This is a genomic window from Serratia sp. CY31944 (assembly GCF_052169175.1).
Taxonomy (GTDB): domain Bacteria; phylum Pseudomonadota; class Gammaproteobacteria; order Enterobacterales; family Enterobacteriaceae; genus Serratia; species Serratia sarumanii.
Window position 1 is genome coordinate 143442 of the sequence record NZ_JBJNLG010000012.1, and the last position, 16640, is coordinate 160081.

The 16640-nt window shown below is 60.8% G+C and carries 18 protein-coding genes; 15 read left to right on the forward strand and 3 right to left on the reverse strand.

All coding sequences use genetic code 11. The annotated features are described in order from the left end of the window. Positions 1-111 precede the first annotated feature (111 nt). The 15 genes from ACJ8IN_RS14280 (at position 112) to hisP (ending at position 14395) form a co-directional block, all read left to right on the forward strand. On the forward strand, positions 112-885 hold the full coding sequence (locus tag ACJ8IN_RS14280; protein WP_033635354.1) for an AraC family transcriptional regulator: 774 nt from the start codon (positions 112-114) through the stop codon (positions 883-885). Positions 886-938: 53 nt separating this feature from the next. After that, positions 939-2060, forward strand: a complete 1122-nt coding sequence (gene pdxB, locus ACJ8IN_RS14285) for a 4-phosphoerythronate dehydrogenase PdxB (protein WP_308325926.1) — start codon at positions 939-941, stop codon at positions 2058-2060. 110 nt (positions 2061-2170) lie between these two features. Then, positions 2171-3181, forward strand: coding sequence for an aspartate-semialdehyde dehydrogenase (locus ACJ8IN_RS14290; protein WP_060706712.1), 1011 nt, complete (start codon positions 2171-2173; stop codon positions 3179-3181). Then, on the forward strand, positions 3181-4002 hold the full coding sequence (truA, locus tag ACJ8IN_RS14295) for a tRNA pseudouridine(38-40) synthase TruA (protein WP_033635351.1): 822 nt from the start codon (positions 3181-3183) through the stop codon (positions 4000-4002). Before ACJ8IN_RS14290 ends, truA begins: the two co-directional genes overlap by 1 nt. 78 nt (positions 4003-4080) lie before the next feature. Further along, positions 4081-4743 carry a DedA family protein gene (locus ACJ8IN_RS14300; RefSeq protein WP_019453745.1) on the forward strand — a complete coding sequence of 221 codons (663 nt, stop codon included), beginning with the start codon at positions 4081-4083 and terminating at the stop codon, positions 4741-4743. A gap of 232 nt (positions 4744-4975) precedes the next feature. Next, on the forward strand, positions 4976-5884 hold the full coding sequence (gene accD, locus ACJ8IN_RS14305; protein WP_025303691.1) for an acetyl-CoA carboxylase, carboxyltransferase subunit beta: 909 nt from the start codon (positions 4976-4978) through the stop codon (positions 5882-5884). 191 nt (positions 5885-6075) lie between these two features. Further along, complete coding sequence (folC, locus tag ACJ8IN_RS14310) at positions 6076-7341, forward strand: bifunctional tetrahydrofolate synthase/dihydrofolate synthase (protein WP_103829976.1); 1266 nt, start codon at positions 6076-6078, stop codon at positions 7339-7341. Next, positions 7342-8064, forward strand: a complete 723-nt coding sequence (gene dedD, locus ACJ8IN_RS14315) for a cell division protein DedD (RefSeq protein WP_193146472.1) — start codon at positions 7342-7344, stop codon at positions 8062-8064. A gap of 235 nt (positions 8065-8299) precedes the next feature. Continuing rightward, positions 8300-8800 carry a colicin V production protein gene (gene cvpA, locus ACJ8IN_RS14320; protein WP_004936119.1) on the forward strand — a complete coding sequence of 167 codons (501 nt, stop codon included), beginning with the start codon at positions 8300-8302 and terminating at the stop codon, positions 8798-8800. 21 nt (positions 8801-8821) lie between these two features. Beyond that, on the forward strand, positions 8822-10339 hold the full coding sequence (purF, locus tag ACJ8IN_RS14325; RefSeq protein WP_019453742.1) for an amidophosphoribosyltransferase: 1518 nt from the start codon (positions 8822-8824) through the stop codon (positions 10337-10339). A gap of 131 nt (positions 10340-10470) precedes the next feature. Continuing rightward, positions 10471-11043, forward strand: a complete 573-nt coding sequence (locus ACJ8IN_RS14330) for a UbiX family flavin prenyltransferase (RefSeq protein ID WP_033635347.1) — start codon at positions 10471-10473, stop codon at positions 11041-11043. Positions 11044-11347: 304 nt separating this feature from the next. Then, positions 11348-12130: a histidine ABC transporter substrate-binding protein HisJ gene (gene hisJ, locus ACJ8IN_RS14335; RefSeq protein ID WP_033635346.1), complete on the forward strand. Its 783-nt coding sequence runs from the start codon at positions 11348-11350 to the stop codon at positions 12128-12130. 82 nt (positions 12131-12212) lie between these two features. Next, positions 12213-12899 (forward strand): histidine ABC transporter permease HisQ, encoded by a 687-nt coding sequence (locus ACJ8IN_RS14340; protein ID WP_033635345.1) that lies wholly within the window; start codon positions 12213-12215, stop codon positions 12897-12899. Further along, a complete protein-coding gene (locus ACJ8IN_RS14345; RefSeq protein ID WP_033635343.1) occupies positions 12896-13600 on the forward strand; it encodes an ABC transporter permease in 705 nt (234 codons plus the stop codon). The genes ACJ8IN_RS14340 and ACJ8IN_RS14345 overlap by 4 nt, the downstream gene beginning before the upstream one ends. A gap of 21 nt (positions 13601-13621) precedes the next feature. Further along, a complete protein-coding gene (gene hisP, locus ACJ8IN_RS14350) occupies positions 13622-14395 on the forward strand; it encodes a histidine ABC transporter ATP-binding protein HisP (RefSeq protein WP_004936098.1) in 774 nt (257 codons plus the stop codon). 7 nt (positions 14396-14402) lie between these two features. On the opposite strand, the gene ACJ8IN_RS14355 is transcribed toward hisP, so the two are convergent. The 3 genes from ACJ8IN_RS14355 to yfcG form a co-directional block, all read right to left on the reverse strand. Beyond that, a complete protein-coding gene (locus ACJ8IN_RS14355) occupies positions 14403-15317 on the reverse strand; it encodes a TIGR01777 family oxidoreductase (RefSeq protein ID WP_033648057.1) in 915 nt (304 codons plus the stop codon). Between the two features lie 16 nt (positions 15318-15333). Next, positions 15334-15705: a dihydroneopterin triphosphate 2'-epimerase gene (gene folX, locus ACJ8IN_RS14360; protein ID WP_033635340.1), complete on the reverse strand. Its 372-nt coding sequence runs from the start codon at positions 15703-15705 to the stop codon at positions 15334-15336. A 109-nt stretch (positions 15706-15814) separates the two neighbouring features. Then, entirely contained in the window at positions 15815-16444 is a 630-nt protein-coding gene (gene yfcG, locus ACJ8IN_RS14365; protein ID WP_033653754.1) for a GSH-dependent disulfide bond oxidoreductase, read from the reverse strand. Positions 16445-16640: the final 196 nt, after the last annotated feature.

A 16640-nucleotide genomic window follows, 5' to 3' on the forward strand; every position in this document is an offset into this window, starting at 1 on the left:
TATTCTCAATAACGTCCAACATGCTGGCTAGTCTACGCGTGTCCGGTTTATCATATATAGCGATATTCAGACAAAAATTGGCGTAAACAAGACAAATCACGGGACGAAACCATGCCAGAAATCCGCCATTTCCCCGAGTCGCTGATCCCGGCACCCAACCCGGTGCAGTTCCGCTGCGAGGAGTTCAATGCGCGCACCGAATTCCAGCCGCACAGCCACACCTGGGGCCAGTTGATGTGGGTTAAAGCCGGGGTGATGGTGCTGCGCATCGGCGGGCAGCGCTTTCTGGCGCCGCCGGAGTTCGTGCTGTGGGCGCCGGCGGGCATCGAACACTCCTGTTACAACCAACGGCTGGCGCAGTGCCGCATGGTGGACATCACGCCGGCGTTGTGCGCCGGCATGCCGGCCGACCCTTGCCTGGTGAGCGTGACGCCAATCTTCCGCGCTATCGCCGAGGATTTCTATGCGCGCAAGCAGTACATTCCGCAGGCGGAGGAGGATTTGCGCCTGTGCCAGGTGCTGATCGACCAGCTGCGCCTGTCGCCGCGCCAGCAAACCTATCTGCCGTCGTCGGACGACAAGTTTTTGGCGCCGGTGCTGGAAGCGTTGGAACATTGCCCGGCGGACAACACCTCGCTGGCGGCGTGGGCGGCTCGGGTCTACACCACCGAGCGTACGCTGTCGCGCCGCTGCCAGCAGGATCTGGGCATGTCGTTCAGCGAATGGCGCCAGCGTCTGCGTTTCCTGCACGCCGTGTCGCTGCTCGAGCAGGGCAAGACGGTGCAGGACGTGGCGCTGGACGTCGGCTACAGCTCCGCGTCGGCCTTTATCGTCATGTTCCAGCAGATCGCCGGCACCACCCCTGAGCGCTTTCGCCGTGCATGATTCAGTGGCACACTATTTCGCAGACAAATAGCCGTAAACCGTCGGAGAACGCAGTGAAAATTCTGGTTGATGAAAATATGCCGTACGCGGCCGAGCTGTTCAGCCGCCTGGGCGACGTGCAGGCGGTGCCGGGCCGCCCGATCCCGCGCGAGGCGCTGGCGGATGCCGATGCGCTGATGGTGCGTTCGGTCACCAAGGTCAATGAAGCCTTGCTGGCCGGCAGCCGCATCGGCTTTGTCGGTACCGCCACCGCCGGCACCGATCACGTCGATGACGCCTGGCTGCAACGGCAGGGCATCGGCTTTTCCGCCGCGCCGGGCTGCAACGCCATCGCGGTGGTCGAGTATGTGTTCTCAGCCTTGATGCTGCTGGCCGAGCGCGACGGCTTCCACCTGCGGGATAAAACCGTCGGCATCATCGGCGTGGGCAACGTCGGTTCGCGCCTGGACGCGCGCCTCAAGGCGCTGGGCGTGCGCACGCTGCTGTGCGATCCGCCGCGCGCCGATCGCGGCGACGCCGGGGAATTCTGGCCGTTGGAGAAGCTGGTGGCCGAGGCCGACGTGCTGACCTTCCATACGCCGCTGAATAAATCCGGCCCTTACCATTCGCTGCATCTGGCGGACGCCGAGCTGTTGGCGGCGCTGCCTGACAACCGCATTCTGATCAACGCCTGCCGCGGGCCGGTGGTGGACAACGTCGCGCTGCTGCAGGCGCTGGAAAAAGGCAAAAAGCTGAGCACGGTGCTGGACGTGTGGGAACCGGAGCCGGATCTCTCCTTGCCGCTGCTGGCGCGGGTGGATATCGGCACCGCGCACATCGCCGGGTATACGCTGGAAGGCAAGGCGCGCGGCACCACTCAGGTGTTCGAAGCGTTCAGCCGCCATCTGGGGCAGCCGCAGCAGGTGGCGTTGGCCTCGCTGCTGCCGGTACCGGAGTTCAGCCAGATCCGCCTCAACGGGCCGCTGGATGAAGCGCGGTTAAAACGATTGATGCACTTGGTGTATGATGTGCGCCGCGATGATGCGCCGCTGCGCAAAGTCGCCGGGCAACCGGGCGAATTCGATCGCCTGCGCAAGCACTACCAGGAACGCCGCGAGTGGTCTTCGCTGGCCGTGCAATGCGATGACAGCGCCAGCGCCGAGCTGCTCGGCAAGCTGGGCTTCAGCGTGGCGTAGCGCATAAGGTTGTCTTAAGCCAACGCCGCTACAGTGAGCGGCAAAGATTATCGGGCGGTGGCTGCACTGCCCGTCTGCATTTATGAATGAAATACTCTGGAGAAAACCCGATGTCTGACGGCTGGAATATCGCGCTGCTCGGCGCCACTGGCGCGGTAGGTGAAGCGTTGCTGGAATTGTTGCAGGAACGCCAGTTCCCGGTGGGTGAGCTCTATCCTCTGGCAAGCGAACGCAGCGCGGGCGCCAATGTGCGCTTTAACGGCAAGTCTCTTTTGGTGCAAAACGCCGAAGAGTTCGACTGGTCGCAGGCGCAGCTGGCCTTCTTCGTCGCCGGCAGCGACGCTTCCGCGCGCTATGCCGAAGAAGCCGGCAACATGGGCTGCCTGGTGATCGACACCAGCGGCCTGTTCGCCATGGAGCCGGATGTGCCGCTGGTGGTGCCGGGCGTTAACCCGCAGGTGCTGGCGGATTACCGCAACCGCAATATTGTGGCGGTGGCCGACAGCATGGTCAGCCAGCTGCTGACGGCGATCAAACCGCTGACCGAACAGGCGGGGCTGTCGCGCCTGCATGTCACCACGCTGATGTCGGTATCGTCGCGCGGCAAGGCGGCGGTGGACGACTTGGCCGGCCAGAGCGCACGCCTGCTGAACGGCATCCCGGCCGAGGAAGGCGTTTTCGGTAAGCAGCTGGCGTTCAACCTGTTGCCGCTGATTGCCGACGAGCAGGGCAGCGTGCGCGAAGAACGCCTGATCGTCGATCAGGTGCGCAAGGTGCTGCAGGATGAAGGGCTGCCGATTTCGGTGAGCTGCGTTCAGTCGCCGGTGTTTTACGGCCACGCGCAGGTGGTGCACCTGGAAGCGCTGCGCCCGCTGTCCGCCGAAGAGGCGCGCAGCGAGCTGGAAGAGGTCGAGGACATTCAGCTGAGCGAAGAGGACGATTACCCGACTCAGGTCACCGACGCCTCCGGCAGCGATGCGCTCAGCATCGGTTGTCTGCGTAACGATTACGGCATCCCCGAACTGCTGCAGTTCTGGACGGTGGCGGACAATGTGCGCTTCGGCGGCGCGTTGATGGCTGTCGAAACCGCCGAGCGTTTGGTGCAGGAGCAGATGTACTGATGTCTGAGGTGGTCTCGCCCGCTCAGCCGACGCTGAAGATCGCGCTGGGCATCGAATATGACGGCAGCCGGTACTACGGCTGGCAGCGGCAGCAAGAAGTGGCCAGCGTGCAGCAACGCCTGGAGCAGGCGTTGAGCAAGGTGGCGGATGCGCCGATTAGCGTGCTGTGCGCCGGGCGCACCGACGCCGGAGTGCACGCCACCGGGCAGGTGGTGCATTTCGAAACCACCGCGCGCCGCAAGGACGCCGCCTGGACGATGGGGGTGAACACCCATCTGCCGCCGGACATCGCGGTGCGCTGGGTGAGCCCCGTCGCCGACGATTTCCATGCGCGCTTCAGCGCCACCGCGCGCCGCTACCGCTACATTATTTTCAACCATCGCTACCGGCCGGCGGTGCTGCAACAGGGGGTGACGCACTTTTATCACCCGCTGGACGCCGATCGCATGCACCGGGCGGCGCAGGCGCTGCTGGGCGAGAACGACTTCACTTCGTTTCGCGCGGTGCAGTGCCAGTCGCGCACCCCGTGGCGCTGCGTAAAACACGTTAAGGTTACGCGCTACGGCGAATATATTGTGGTAGATATCAAGGCGAATGCCTTTGTGCATCACATGGTTCGCAACATCGTCGGCAGCCTGATGGAGATCGGCTGCGGCAATCAGGATGAGAACTGGATGGCCGAATTGTTGGCGTTGAAGGATCGCAATCTGGCGGCGGCGACGGCGCGAGCCGAGGGGCTGTATCTGGTTGCCGTGGATTATCCCGACCACTTTGGTCTACCGCGGCCGCCGATGGGGCCGCTGTTTTTGCCCGACGATTAAACGCCGGCACGCCTGAACGCGTCGCTCCCTTGTGCTTCTGCCGGGTGATTGAAACACCCGGTATCAATGAGAGAATTTATGGACATCATCAAGTTTATTATTGATTTCATTCTGCATATTGATGTGCACCTGGCCGAACTGGTCGCACAATACGGCATGTGGGTCTACGCTATTCTGTTCCTGATCCTGTTTTGCGAAACCGGTCTGGTGGTGACGCCGTTCCTGCCGGGGGATTCTTTGCTGTTTGTCGCCGGCGCGCTGGCGGCGTTGCCGACCAACGATCTGAACGTGCACACCATGGTGGCGTTGATGGTGGTGGCGGCGATCCTCGGCGATGCGGTGAACTACACTATCGGGCGGTTGTTCGGCGAGAAGCTGTTCAGCAACCCGAATTCGAAAATTTTCCGCCGCAGCTACCTGGACAAGACGCACCAGTTCTATGAGAAGCACGGTGGAAAAACGATTATTCTGGCGCGATTTGTGCCGATCGTGCGTACTTTTGCGCCGTTCGTCGCCGGTATGGGGCATATGTCCTATCGCCACTTCGCCGCCTACAACGTGATTGGCGCACTGGTTTGGGTGCTGCTCTTCACTTATGCTGGCTACCTGTTCGGCGATCTGCCGGTGGTGCAGGAGAACCTGAAACTGTTGATCGTCGGGATCATCATCGTTTCGATTCTGCCGGGCGTGATTGAAATTTGGCGCCACAAGCGCGCGGCCGCCCGCCAGCAAAAACAGTAAAAACATTGCTTAACCTGTCGGTTCGACCAGTTTTTTGTCCACAGCGTCGGGCCGATATGGTTTAATGAGCGACATTATGGTCTGTTCCTGCGAACAACCCTGAAGCCGATGCCTCAGTCGCCGCGCTTGCCGCGCCGCGAACGGGCATTTTTTCATTGGGGTGTTTTCAGGGGGATTGTTAAAGCATGAACAGCGGACTGGCGTGTGCCAGGTTCAAACAGAAAGGTCATCGATGAGCTGGATTGAACGAATTCTTAACAAGAGCAATATCACACAAACCCGTAAGGCGAGCATTCCTGAAGGGGTCTGGACCAAATGCGACAGCTGCGGCCAGGTCCTCTACCGCGCCGAGCTGGAGCGTAATCTGGAAGTGTGTCCGAAGTGCGACCACCACATGCGTATGGGCGCGCGCGCGCGCCTGCATACCCTGCTGGACGAAGGCAGCGAAGTGGAGCTGGGCAGCGATCTGGAGCCGAAGGACGTTCTGAAATTCAAGGATTCCAAGCGCTATAAAGATCGTCTGGTCGCCGCACAGAAAGCGACCGGCGAGAAAGACGCGCTGGTGGTGATGAAGGGCACGCTGTACGGCATGCCGATCGTCGCCGCCTCCTTCGAATTCGCCTTCATCGGCGGCTCGATGTCTTCCGTGGTCGGCGCGCGTTTCGTGCGTGCGGTTGAGCAGGCGCTGGAGGACAACTGTCCGCTGGTGTGCTTCTCCGCCAGCGGCGGCGCGCGCATGCAGGAAGCGCTGATGTCGCTGATGCAGATGGCGAAAACCAGCGCGGCGTTGGCCAAGATGCAGGAGCGCGGCTTGCCGTACATCTCCGTGCTGACCGACCCGACCATGGGCGGCGTTTCCGCCAGCCTGGCGATGCTGGGCGACATCAACATCGCCGAGCCGAAGGCGCTGATCGGCTTTGCCGGCCCGCGCGTCATCGAGCAGACCGTGCGCGAGAAACTGCCACCGGGCTTCCAGCGCAGCGAGTTCCTGATCGAAAAAGGCGCGATCGACATGATCGTTCGCCGTCCGGAAATGCGCCAAACGTTGGCGAGCATTCTGTCCAAGCTGACCAACCAGCCGCAGCCGCATTTCGATGAGGCCGCGCCGGTCATTGAGCCGGAGCCGCAGGCCGACGCCTGAGGCAAAGACAGATCCCGCCCGGGTTCAGCCGCCACTTTGTGGCTAAGTGACGGCTGATGCCCGTTCCCTGCCGGCCGTGGCCTATCTCGCTGCGGTTTGCAGGCTGGCGGCAGTCACGAAGCGCATCGCCTTTACCGCGGTGAGGGTGGTGCCCTGATGGATTAATGAACCCAAGTTCAGTGATGGGACTCATGCAAAACCACCAAATTCCTCAAGCCACGTCGCCATTGAGCTCGTGGCTTTATTATCTGGAACGTCTGCACAGCCAGGCGATCGAACTCGGCCTTGAGCGCGTACAGCGCGTCGCGGCGCATCTGGATTTACTGACCCCCGCCCCCACGGTGTTCACCGTTGCCGGCACCAACGGCAAAGGCACCACCTGTCGCACCCTCGAAGCCATTCTGCTGGCCGCCGGCCTGCGCGTCGGCGTCTACAGTTCGCCGCATCTGGTGCGCTATACCGAACGCGTGCGCATTCAGGGGGAAGAGCTGAGCGAAGCGGAGCACAGCCGCTCGTTCGCCGCCATTGAGGCCGGCCGCGGCGAAACGTCGCTGACCTATTTCGAATTCGGCACCCTGTCGGCGCTGCAGCTGTTCAAACAGGCGCGGCTCGACGTGGTGATCCTGGAAGTGGGCCTGGGCGGGCGTCTCGACGCCACCAACATCGTCGATCCGAGCGTGGCGGTGATCACCAGCATCGCGCTCGATCACACCGACTGGCTGGGCAACGATCGCGAAAGCATCGGCCGCGAGAAGGCCGGCATTTTCCGCAGCGGCAAGCCGGCGGTGGTGGGCGAACCCGACATGCCGGACAGCATTCGTCAGGTTGCCGAAACGCTGGGCGCGCCGCTGTATCGCCGCGGCGAAGCCTGGAGCTTCAGCGAGCAGGGCGATCGCTGGCAGTGGCAGGGCGGCGACACACTGCTGACGGATCTGCCGACGCCGAACGTGCCGCTGGCCAACGCCGCTACCGCGCTGGCGGCGCTGAACTGCTCCCCGCTGGAAATCGACGAACGCGCGATCTTCACCGGGCTGCAGCAGGCGACGCTGCCGGGGCGTTTCCAGATCGTGCGGCGGGAGCCGACGCTGATCCTCGACGTGGCGCACAACCCGCACGCCGCCGGCTATCTGGCCGGGCGTCTGGCCAAACTGCCGCGCGAAGGCGGCAAGGTGCGCGCGGTGGTGGGCATGCTGTCGGACAAGGATATCGCCGGCACGCTGGCCTGCCTGAGCGAGCAGGTGGATGAATGGTACTGCGCGCCGCTCGACGGGCCGCGCGGCGCCAGCGTCGAACAGCTGGCGCAACATCTGACGGAACCGCGCCGCTTTAATGATGTCGAAACTGCCTGGCGGCAGGCTATGCAGGATGCTGATAAACAGGATATTGTGATCGTCTGTGGATCGTTCCACACCGTGGCGCAGGTGATGGCGGCGTTAGACGAGATGCGGGGAGTGTGAGTGGCGAGTAAATTTCAGAACCGACTGGTCGGAACCGTGATTCTGGTGGCGCTGGGGGTGATCATCCTGCCAGGGCTGCTGGACGGCAAAAAGAAGCATTACGAGGATGAATTTGCGGCCATTCCGTTGGTGCCGAAACCGGGCGATGTCGAAGAGAACGACGTGCTGCCGCCGGTGACGCAACCGCTGCCGGCGCAGCCGCCGGAAGGGGCGGGCGCGCTGGTCGAGCAGCAGGCGGCCAATGAAGCGGCGGCGCAACAGGCGGTACGGCAGAGCGCTCAGCAGCCGACGCAGGTGGTGCCGCCGCCGGTCGAGACGCGTCCTCAGCCGGTGCCGCAGCCCAAGCCGAAACCGGTGGAAGTGAAACCGAAACCGGCACCGCAACCGAAGCCGGTGGAAGTGAAGCCGGTGCCGAAGCCGGAGCCGACGCCGAAACCTGAGCCGGCGCCGCAGCCGAAACCGGCGGAAGAAAAAGCGCCGGCCGGGCAAGCCTATGTCGTGCAGCTCGGGGCGTTGAAAAACGCCGCCAAGGCGAACGAGATTGTCGCCTCGCTGCGGCTCTCGGGCTATCGCGCCTTTACCGTACCGTCAACGCCGGTGCAGGGGCAGATCACCCGCATCTACGTCGGCCCGGACGCCTCCAGGCAGAAGCTGCAGGCGGCGCTGCCGTCGCTGAACTCGATCAGCGGGCTGAGCGGGCAGGTGAAGCCGTACGGCCGTTAAAACCCCGCAGGGGCGCAGCAGGATGCGCCCCTGAATGAAGGAGTGGTGGAGAGAAAGCGAGAAAAACCGCGCCTTTTACAGGCGAAATCACCTATGTAGGCGCGGCGATTGGGAATTTTTTGATCGCCGCTTTTTATTTGTAACGTGGTAGGAAATCCCCTACGCAAACGTTTTCTTTTTCTGTTAGAATTCGCCGCGAATTGGATGCAGGGGCGATTCATCATTGGAATAGTTCATGGTCTGGATTGATTACGTCATTATAGCGGTAATTGGATTTTCGGCTCTGGTGAGCCTGATCCGAGGGTTTGTTCGCGAAGCATTGTCACTTGTGACATGGGGATGTGCGTTTTTTGTTGCCAGCCATTTCTACTCTTACCTTGCGGTCTATTTCACTCGTTTTGAAGATGAACTGGTGCGAAACGGCATCGCGATCGCGATTTTGTTCATCGCGACGTTGATCGTAGGGGCTATTGTTAACTATGTGATTAGCTCACTGGTAGAGAAAACCGGGTTGTCGGGCACCGACCGGGTGCTGGGCATCTGCTTCGGCGCGCTGCGCGGAGTATTGATCGTCGCGGCGATCCTGTTCTTCCTGGATACCTTTACCGGCTTTTCACAGAGTGCCGACTGGAAACAGTCGCAGCTCATTCCCCAGTTCAGTTACGTCATCAGGTGGTTCTTTGACTACCTGCAGAGCACGTCGAGTTTCTTGCCGACCCAATTGCCGGGGCGGTAGCGCTGATGAGGAAAAGACAACATGTGCGGTATTGTCGGTATCGCCGGTTTCATGCCGGTAAACCAGTCGATTTATGATGCGCTGACGGTGCTTCAGCACCGTGGCCAGGATGCCGCAGGCATCGTCACCATTGACGCCCACAACGGGTTCCGTTTGCGTAAAGCCAACGGCCTGGTGAAGGATGTGTTTGAGGCGCGCCATATGCAACGCTTGCAGGGCAACATGGGTATTGGCCATGTGCGTTACCCGACGGCCGGCAGCTCGAGCGCCTCTGAGGCCCAGCCTTTCTACGTCAACTCGCCGTTTGGCATTACGCTGGCCCACAATGGCAACCTGACCAACGCCCATGAGCTGCGCCAAAAGCTGTTCGAAAGCGGCCGCCGCCATGTCAACACCACCTCCGACTCGGAAATCCTGCTGAACGTGCTGGCCAGCGAGTTGGACCGTTTCCCGCACTACCCGCTGGAGGCCGACAACATCTTTACCGCGGTCGCCGCCATGCATCAGCAACTGCGCGGCGCTTACGCCTGCGTGGCGATGATCATCGGCCACGGTCTGCTGGCGTTCCGCGATCCGAACGGCATTCGCCCGCTGGTGATCGGCAAGCGCACGCTGGAGGATGGCCGCAGCGAGTACATGGTGGCTTCCGAAAGCGTGGCGCTGGATACCCTGGGCTTTGAGTTCCTGCGCGACGTGGCGCCGGGCGAAGCGGTGTATATCACCACCAAGGGCCAGCTGTTCACCCGCCAGTGCGCAGAGAACCCGAAAACCAACCCGTGCCTGTTCGAATACGTTTATTTCGCGCGCCCGGACTCCTTTATGGACAAGATCTCGGTCTACAGCGCCCGCGTGCGCATGGGCCAGAAGCTGGGCGAGAAGATTGCCCGCGAGTGGGAAGATCTGGACATCGACGTGGTGATCCCGATTCCGGAAACCTCCTGCGACATCGCGCTGGAGATCGCGCGCATTCTCGAGAAGCCATATCGCCAGGGCTTTGTGAAGAACCGCTACGTCGGCCGCACCTTCATCATGCCGGGCCAGCAGGCGCGTCGTCAGTCGGTGCGCCGCAAGCTGAACGCCAATCGCGCCGAGTTCCGCGACAAGAACGTGCTGCTGGTGGATGACTCCATCGTGCGCGGCACCACGTCGGAACAGATCGTCGAGATGGCGCGCGAAGCGGGCGCCAAGCGGGTGTACCTGGCTTCCGCCGCGCCGGAAGTGCGTTTCCCGAACGTTTACGGCATCGACATGCCGAGCGCCAACGAACTGATCGCCCACGGGCGCGAAGTGGATGAAATCCGCCAGATTATCGGCGCCGATGGGCTGATTTTCCAGGATCTGGACGATCTGATCGAAGCGGTGCGCGAAGAGAACCCGGACATCACCCAGTTCGAATGCTCGGTGTTCAACGGCATCTACGTGACCAAAGACGTCGACCAAAGCTATCTGGAATACCTGGAGTCGCTGCGCAGCGACGACGCCAAGGCGCTGCGGGTGCAAACCGAAGCGGAAAATCTGGAACTGCATAACGAAGGCTAACCGCCTGCGTTGATCCATCAGGGTGCATCGCCGCGTCTGCGGCGGTGCGCCTTGCTCCTCTGACTTGCTTATCCCTCGCCATTGCGGCAAAGTCTGCCTGATCTTACTTTTTACGGCAGAGGCCATTTTCCATGAAACGACTCATCATCGGCATTTCCGGCGCCAGCGGCGCCATCTACGGCGTGCGCCTGTTACAGGTTCTGCGCGACGTCGCAGAGGTGGAAACCCATCTGGTGATGAGCAACGCGGCAAGACAGACGCTGGCGCTGGAAACGCCGTACAGCCTGCGGGAAGTGCAGGCGCTGGCCGACGTGGTGCACGATGCGCGCGACATCGCCGCCGGCATTTCCTCCGGCTCCTTCAAAACCCTGGGCATGGCGATCCTGCCATGCTCAGTCAAAACGCTGTCCGGCATCGTCAACAGTTACAGCGACGGGCTGCTGACTCGCGCCGCCGACGTGGTGCTCAAAGAGCGCCGCCGTTTGGTGCTGTGCGTGCGGGAAACGCCGCTGCATTTGGGTCACCTGCGGTTGATGACCCAGGCGGCGGAGATGGGGGCGGTGATCATGCCGCCGGTGCCGGCGTTTTATCACCAGCCGAAAAGCGTGGAAGACATCATCGATCAGACCGTCAATCGGGTGATCGATCAGTTTGATATTGAACTGCCTGCCGATCTGTTCACCCGTTGGCAGGGCGTTAGTTAACATTTTCATCCCCAAATTGGTACATTTGTGCAACACCGCACTGAATTAGGGCGGCGCATGCACCATAATGATCCTACTTCATCACGTTCACTGTTTCATGGCGCCGCCTTGTCGCGGCTGCCAGTGGCGCGGCCCCGAGCGGCCGATTTAATTTTGCGGTTATCGTCCCAGGAAACAGTATTGTGAAGGCCGGAGCCGTTCCCTCCGCCCGTAGCACCTAATGTGGCACGATTACTGCAAATTGATTTGGTGGGGAAAAGTAATGCCCGTAGTGGCATCAAAAAAATCAATTTGAGGGTAATTTATGAAAAAGCTGGTTAAGGTTCTTCCTTTAGTCTTGGCTTTGGCGGCCGCAAACAGCGCATTCGCCGCTATCCCATCGACATTGAAGATCGGCACCGATCCGACTTATGCGCCGTTTGAATCCAAAAACGCCAAAGGCGAGCTGGTCGGCTTCGATATCGATTTGGCCAAAGAGCTGTGCAAACGCATAAATACCCAATGCACCTTCGTGGAGAGCGACTTTGACGCGCTGATCCCATCCCTCAAGGCGAAGAAAATCGACGCCATCATCTCTTCGCTGTCCATCACTGAAAAACGCCAGCAGGAAATCGCCTTTACCGACAAGCTGTATGCCGCCAACGCGCGTCTGATCGCGCCGAAGGGCTCCAAGCTGTTGCCTACCGTGGACGCCCTGAAAGGCAAGAGCGTGGGCGTGCTGCAGGGCACCACCCAGGAAGCCTACGCCAACGCCATGTGGCAGCCGAAGGGCGTCACGGTGGTGCCTTACCAGAACCAGGATCTGGTCTACGCCGATCTGGCGTCCGGGCGCATCGACGCCGCTTTCCAGGATGAAGTGGCGGGCAGCGACGGCTTCCTGAAACAGCCGCCGGGCAAAGACTACGCGTTCGCCGGCGAATCGGTGAAGGATGACAAATTCTTCGGCGTCGGCACCGGCATGGGGCTGCGCAAAGCCGATACCGAGCTGAAAGCCGCGCTGGATAAAGCCTTCGCCGAAATGCGCAAAGACGGCACCTACGATAAATACGCGAAAAAGTACTTCGACTTTGACGTCTACGGCGGGTAATCCGCTAACCGTTCCATGCTGTGACTGCGGGGCCGGTGTGCCGGCCCCGATGGTTCGGATCCTAGACCACAGGGTGAAGTAGATGCTGCAAGGCTATTCCCAACTGATTTTCGAGGGGGCTCTGGTGACGCTGGAGTTGGCCCTCAGTTCCGTATTGTTGGCGGTGGTGATCGGATTGATCGGCGCCGGCGGCAAACTCTCCCACAACCCCCTTATTTCCGGCCTGTTCGGCGCTTACACCACGTTGATCCGCGGCGTGCCCGATCTGGTGCTGATGCTGCTGATCTTTTACGGTCTGCAAATCGCGCTGAACAATATCACTACGCTGCTGGGCTTCTCGCAGATCGATATCGATCCGCTCGGCGCCGGTATCATTACCCTCGGTTTTATCTACGGCGCTTATTTTACCGAGACCTTCCGCGGCGCCTATCTGGCGGTGCCGAAAGGGCAGATCGAAGCGGCGACGGCCTACGGCTTCAGCGGCGCACAGATCTTCCGGCGCATTCTGTTCCCGGCGATGATGCGTTTCGCCTTGCCGGGCATCGGCAACAACTGGCAGGTGATCCTGAAGGCGACGGCGCTGGTGTCGATCCTCGGCCTGAACGACGTGGTGAAAGCCACGCAGCTGGCGGGGAAAGGCACCTATCAGCCGTTCTTCTTCGCCATCGTGGCCGGCGTGGTGTACCTGATCTTCACGACCGTTTCCAACGGCGTGCTGCTGTGGCTTGAACGGCGTTACTCACTGGGCGTCAAGAGGGCCGAGCTATGATCGAGATTTTGCAACAGTATTGGCAGTCGCTGCTGTGGAGCGACGGCTACCGCTTCACCGGCGTGGCGGTAACGCTGTGGCTGCTGATCGCTTCGGTGGTGATGGGCGGGCTGCTGGCGATCCCGATGGCGGTGGCGCGCGTCTCTTCCATCCGCTGGGTGCGTTTCCCGGTGTGGCTCTATACCTACGTGTTTCGCGGCACGCCGCTGTACGTGCAGCTGCTGGTGTTCTACTCCGGCATGTACAGCCTCGAGATCGTGCGCGGCAGCGAGTTTCTCAATGCGTTTTTCCGCAGCGGGCTCAACTGCACCATCCTGGCGCTGACGCTCAACACCTGCGCCTATACCACCGAGATCTTCGCCGGGGCGATCCGCTCGGTGCCGCACGGTGAGATCGAGGCCGCCAACGCCTACGGTTTCTCGCGCTTCAAGATGTATCGCTGCATCATTTTGCCTTCGGCGCTGCGCACCGCGCTGCCGGCCTACAGCAACGAAGTGATCCTGATGCTGCACTCCACCGCGCTGGCGTTTACCGCCACCGTGCCGGATCTGCTGAAGATTGCGCGCGACATCAATGCCGCGACCTATCAGCCGTTTTACGCTTTCGGCATCGCGGCGGTGTTGTACCTGATCATCTCCTACGTGTTAATCAGCCTGTTCCGCAAGGCTGAAAAACGCTGGATGGCACACGTTAGTCACTGATAAATGACGGGAAGAAAAACCATGTCTGAGAATAAATTAGCCGTCACCGAACTGCACAAACGCTATGGCGACCACGAAGTGCTGAAGGGCGTCTCGCTGGCGGCCAACGCCGGGGATGTGATCAGCATCATCGGCTCCTCCGGCTCCGGCAAAAGCACCTTTCTGCGCTGTATCAACTTCCTCGAGAAGCCGAGCGAGGGCTCGATCAGCCTGAACAACGAAGACATCCGCATGGTGCGCGACAAAGACGGCCAGCTGAAGGTGTTCGACAAGAAGCAGCTGCAGCTGCTGCGCACCCGCCTGACCATGGTGTTCCAGCATTTCAACCTGTGGAGCCACATGACGGTGCTGGAGAACGTGATGGAGGCGCCGGTGCAGGTGCTGGGGCTGAGCAAGGCCGACGCGCACGAGCGCGCGGTGCGTTATCTGGATAAGGTGGGCATCGATGAGCGGGCGCGCGGCAAATACCCGGTGCACCTGTCGGGCGGCCAGCAGCAGCGCGTCTCTATCGCCCGCGCGTTGGCGATGGAGCCGGAAGTGCTGCTGTTCGACGAACCGACGTCGGCGCTGGATCCCGAGCTGGTGGGCGAGGTGCTGCGCATCATGCAGAAGCTGGCGGAGGAGGGGAAAACCATGGTGGTGGTGACGCACGAAATGGAGTTTGCGCGCCACGTTTCCAACCACGTGATCTTCCTGCATAAAGGGTTGATTGAAGAACAGGGGCCGCCGGCCGAGCTGTTCGGTAACCCCAAAAGTCCGCGCCTGCAACAGTTCCTGTCCGGCGCGTTGAAGTAACTTCAGATCAGCGGGCTTCGGCCCGCTGATTAATCACGTCATCCAGCGCCTGCTCCAGCTCCAGATAGCGGAAGTGGAAGCCGGCCTCCTCCAGCCGCTTCGGCACCGCCCGCTGGCCGCCGAGCACCAGCACCGCCGCTTCCCCCATCAACAAACGCATGACGAACGCCGGCACCCGCAGAAACGCCGGGCGATCGAGCACGTTGGCCAATTGGGCGGCGAACTGCTCGTTATGCACCGGGTAGGGGGCGACCATGTTGAACGGGCCGGTGAGCGTGGCGTGATCCAGCAGATAAATAATGCCGTTGACCATGTCGTCGAGATGGATCCACGGCAGGTATTGGCGGCCGTCGCCGATCGGGCCGCCCAGCCCGAAGCGGAACGGCGGCAGCATTTTGGCCAGCGCGCCGCCCTGCGGCGCTAGCACCACGCCGGTGCGCAGCAGGCAGACGCGGGTAGCGTCGCTCTGCGCCTGCAGCGCCAGCGCTTCCCAGCGTTGGCACAGCTGGTGGGTGAATTCGTCGTGCGGCGGCTCCTCTTCGGTGACCACCGCCTGCCCCTGATCGCCGTAGTAGCCAACGGCGGAACCGGAAATCAGCACGCCGGGCGGCGTGCTGCCGGCCTTGATCAGCTGCGCCAAGCGTTCGGTCAGATCCCAGCGGCTATGACACAGCCGCTGCTTCTGCTGTGCGCTCCAGCGCTTGTCGGCGATAGGTTCGCCCGCCAGATTGATCACCGCATCGAAGTCATCCAGCGACTGCCGGTCGTCCAGCGTGCGCCAATAGCTCGGCTGGTCGCCGAGCCGGGCCCGAGCCCGCCGTTCGTCTCGCGTCAGTACCGTAATATGGTGAGAAAGCGCCAGCAGCCTGGCCGTCAGGCTGCTGCCGATCAATCCCGTTGCGCCGGTGATCAGGATCCGCATGGTCGACCTCCCTGAGTTAGTCCCTGCGATAGCTCATGGTCATGGAGACAGAATCGGCGTAGCGCAGAGCCAGAAGTTTATCTATCTCCACTTCAGCATAGGTCACCCAGGCGTGTTCTTTTACGATATCGAGCACATCCTGCGTTAATTTTTCCAGCAACGCGAAACGGTTATCTTCCACATGGCGGATGATCGCTTTGGTGATGGTGCGGTAGTTGAGCGCATCGGCGATGTCTTCGCTGTTGCGCGCCTTGTCCGCCGGGTAGTGGATCACCACGTTGATCAGGATGTCCTGTCGGTTGTTGATTTCCTCTTCCTTGATACCGATGAACGTGCGCAGCCGCAGATTTTTAATGCGAATAACGGCGTCGGGTTGACTGAAAGACATCAGAGATTCTCCATAGGTCTGATTATTGGCGTTCAGAATACACGGAAAGTAGGGAAATGATAACGCAGGGACGATGTGACTCCCCGGTGGCGGGGAGTCGGGGAGGCACTTAGCCCTGTTCGGCCAGCTTATAGGCGCGCTCGGTCGCCGGGCGGTTGCTGATGCGTTCGAACCAGTTGCGCACCGCCGGGTAATCCGCCAGATCGATGCGCTGGCGCGGATGCGACACCACCCACGGGTAGGTGGCGATATCGGCGATGCTGTAGTTGTCGCCGCCCAGGTACGGGTGTTTTTGCAGTTCGGCTTCCAGCACGCCATACAGCCGTTTGGTTTCCAGCTGGTAGCGCTCAATGGCGTAAGGCACCGGCTGCGGCGCGTAGTGGTTGAAGTGATGATTCTGCCCGAGCATCGGCCCGAACCCGGCCACCTGCCAGAACAGCCACTGCAGGGTGGCGGCGCGTTCGCGCAGGCCCTTGCTCAGCAGTTTGCCGGTCTTCTCCGCCAGATACAGCAGGATTTCACCGGACTCGAACAGGCTGATCGGCTCGCCGCCGTCCACCGGTTGCTGATCGACGATCGCCGGGATTTTGTTGTTGGGAGAAATGCTCAGAAAGTCCGGTTTGAACTGCTCGCCGGCGCTGATGTTTACGCGATGGATACGGTAGGGTAAGCCGACCTCTTCCAAAAACAAGGTGATCTTGTGACCATTGGGAGTAGGCGCGTAATACAGGTCAATCATATTATAATACTCCTTGTAAAACACCATGATAGAATGAATCATGAATCATTTAGCGTCGAGGGAAACATGAGAGCTTTCTTATATTGCCGTGTTAGTTCTACACATCAAACCAAAATAACTGCCTAAAATAGGCTCATCGTTTGAAAACACTCTTTTCCAACGCTTACCATCATCTGTAACAATTACCATCCCCCCA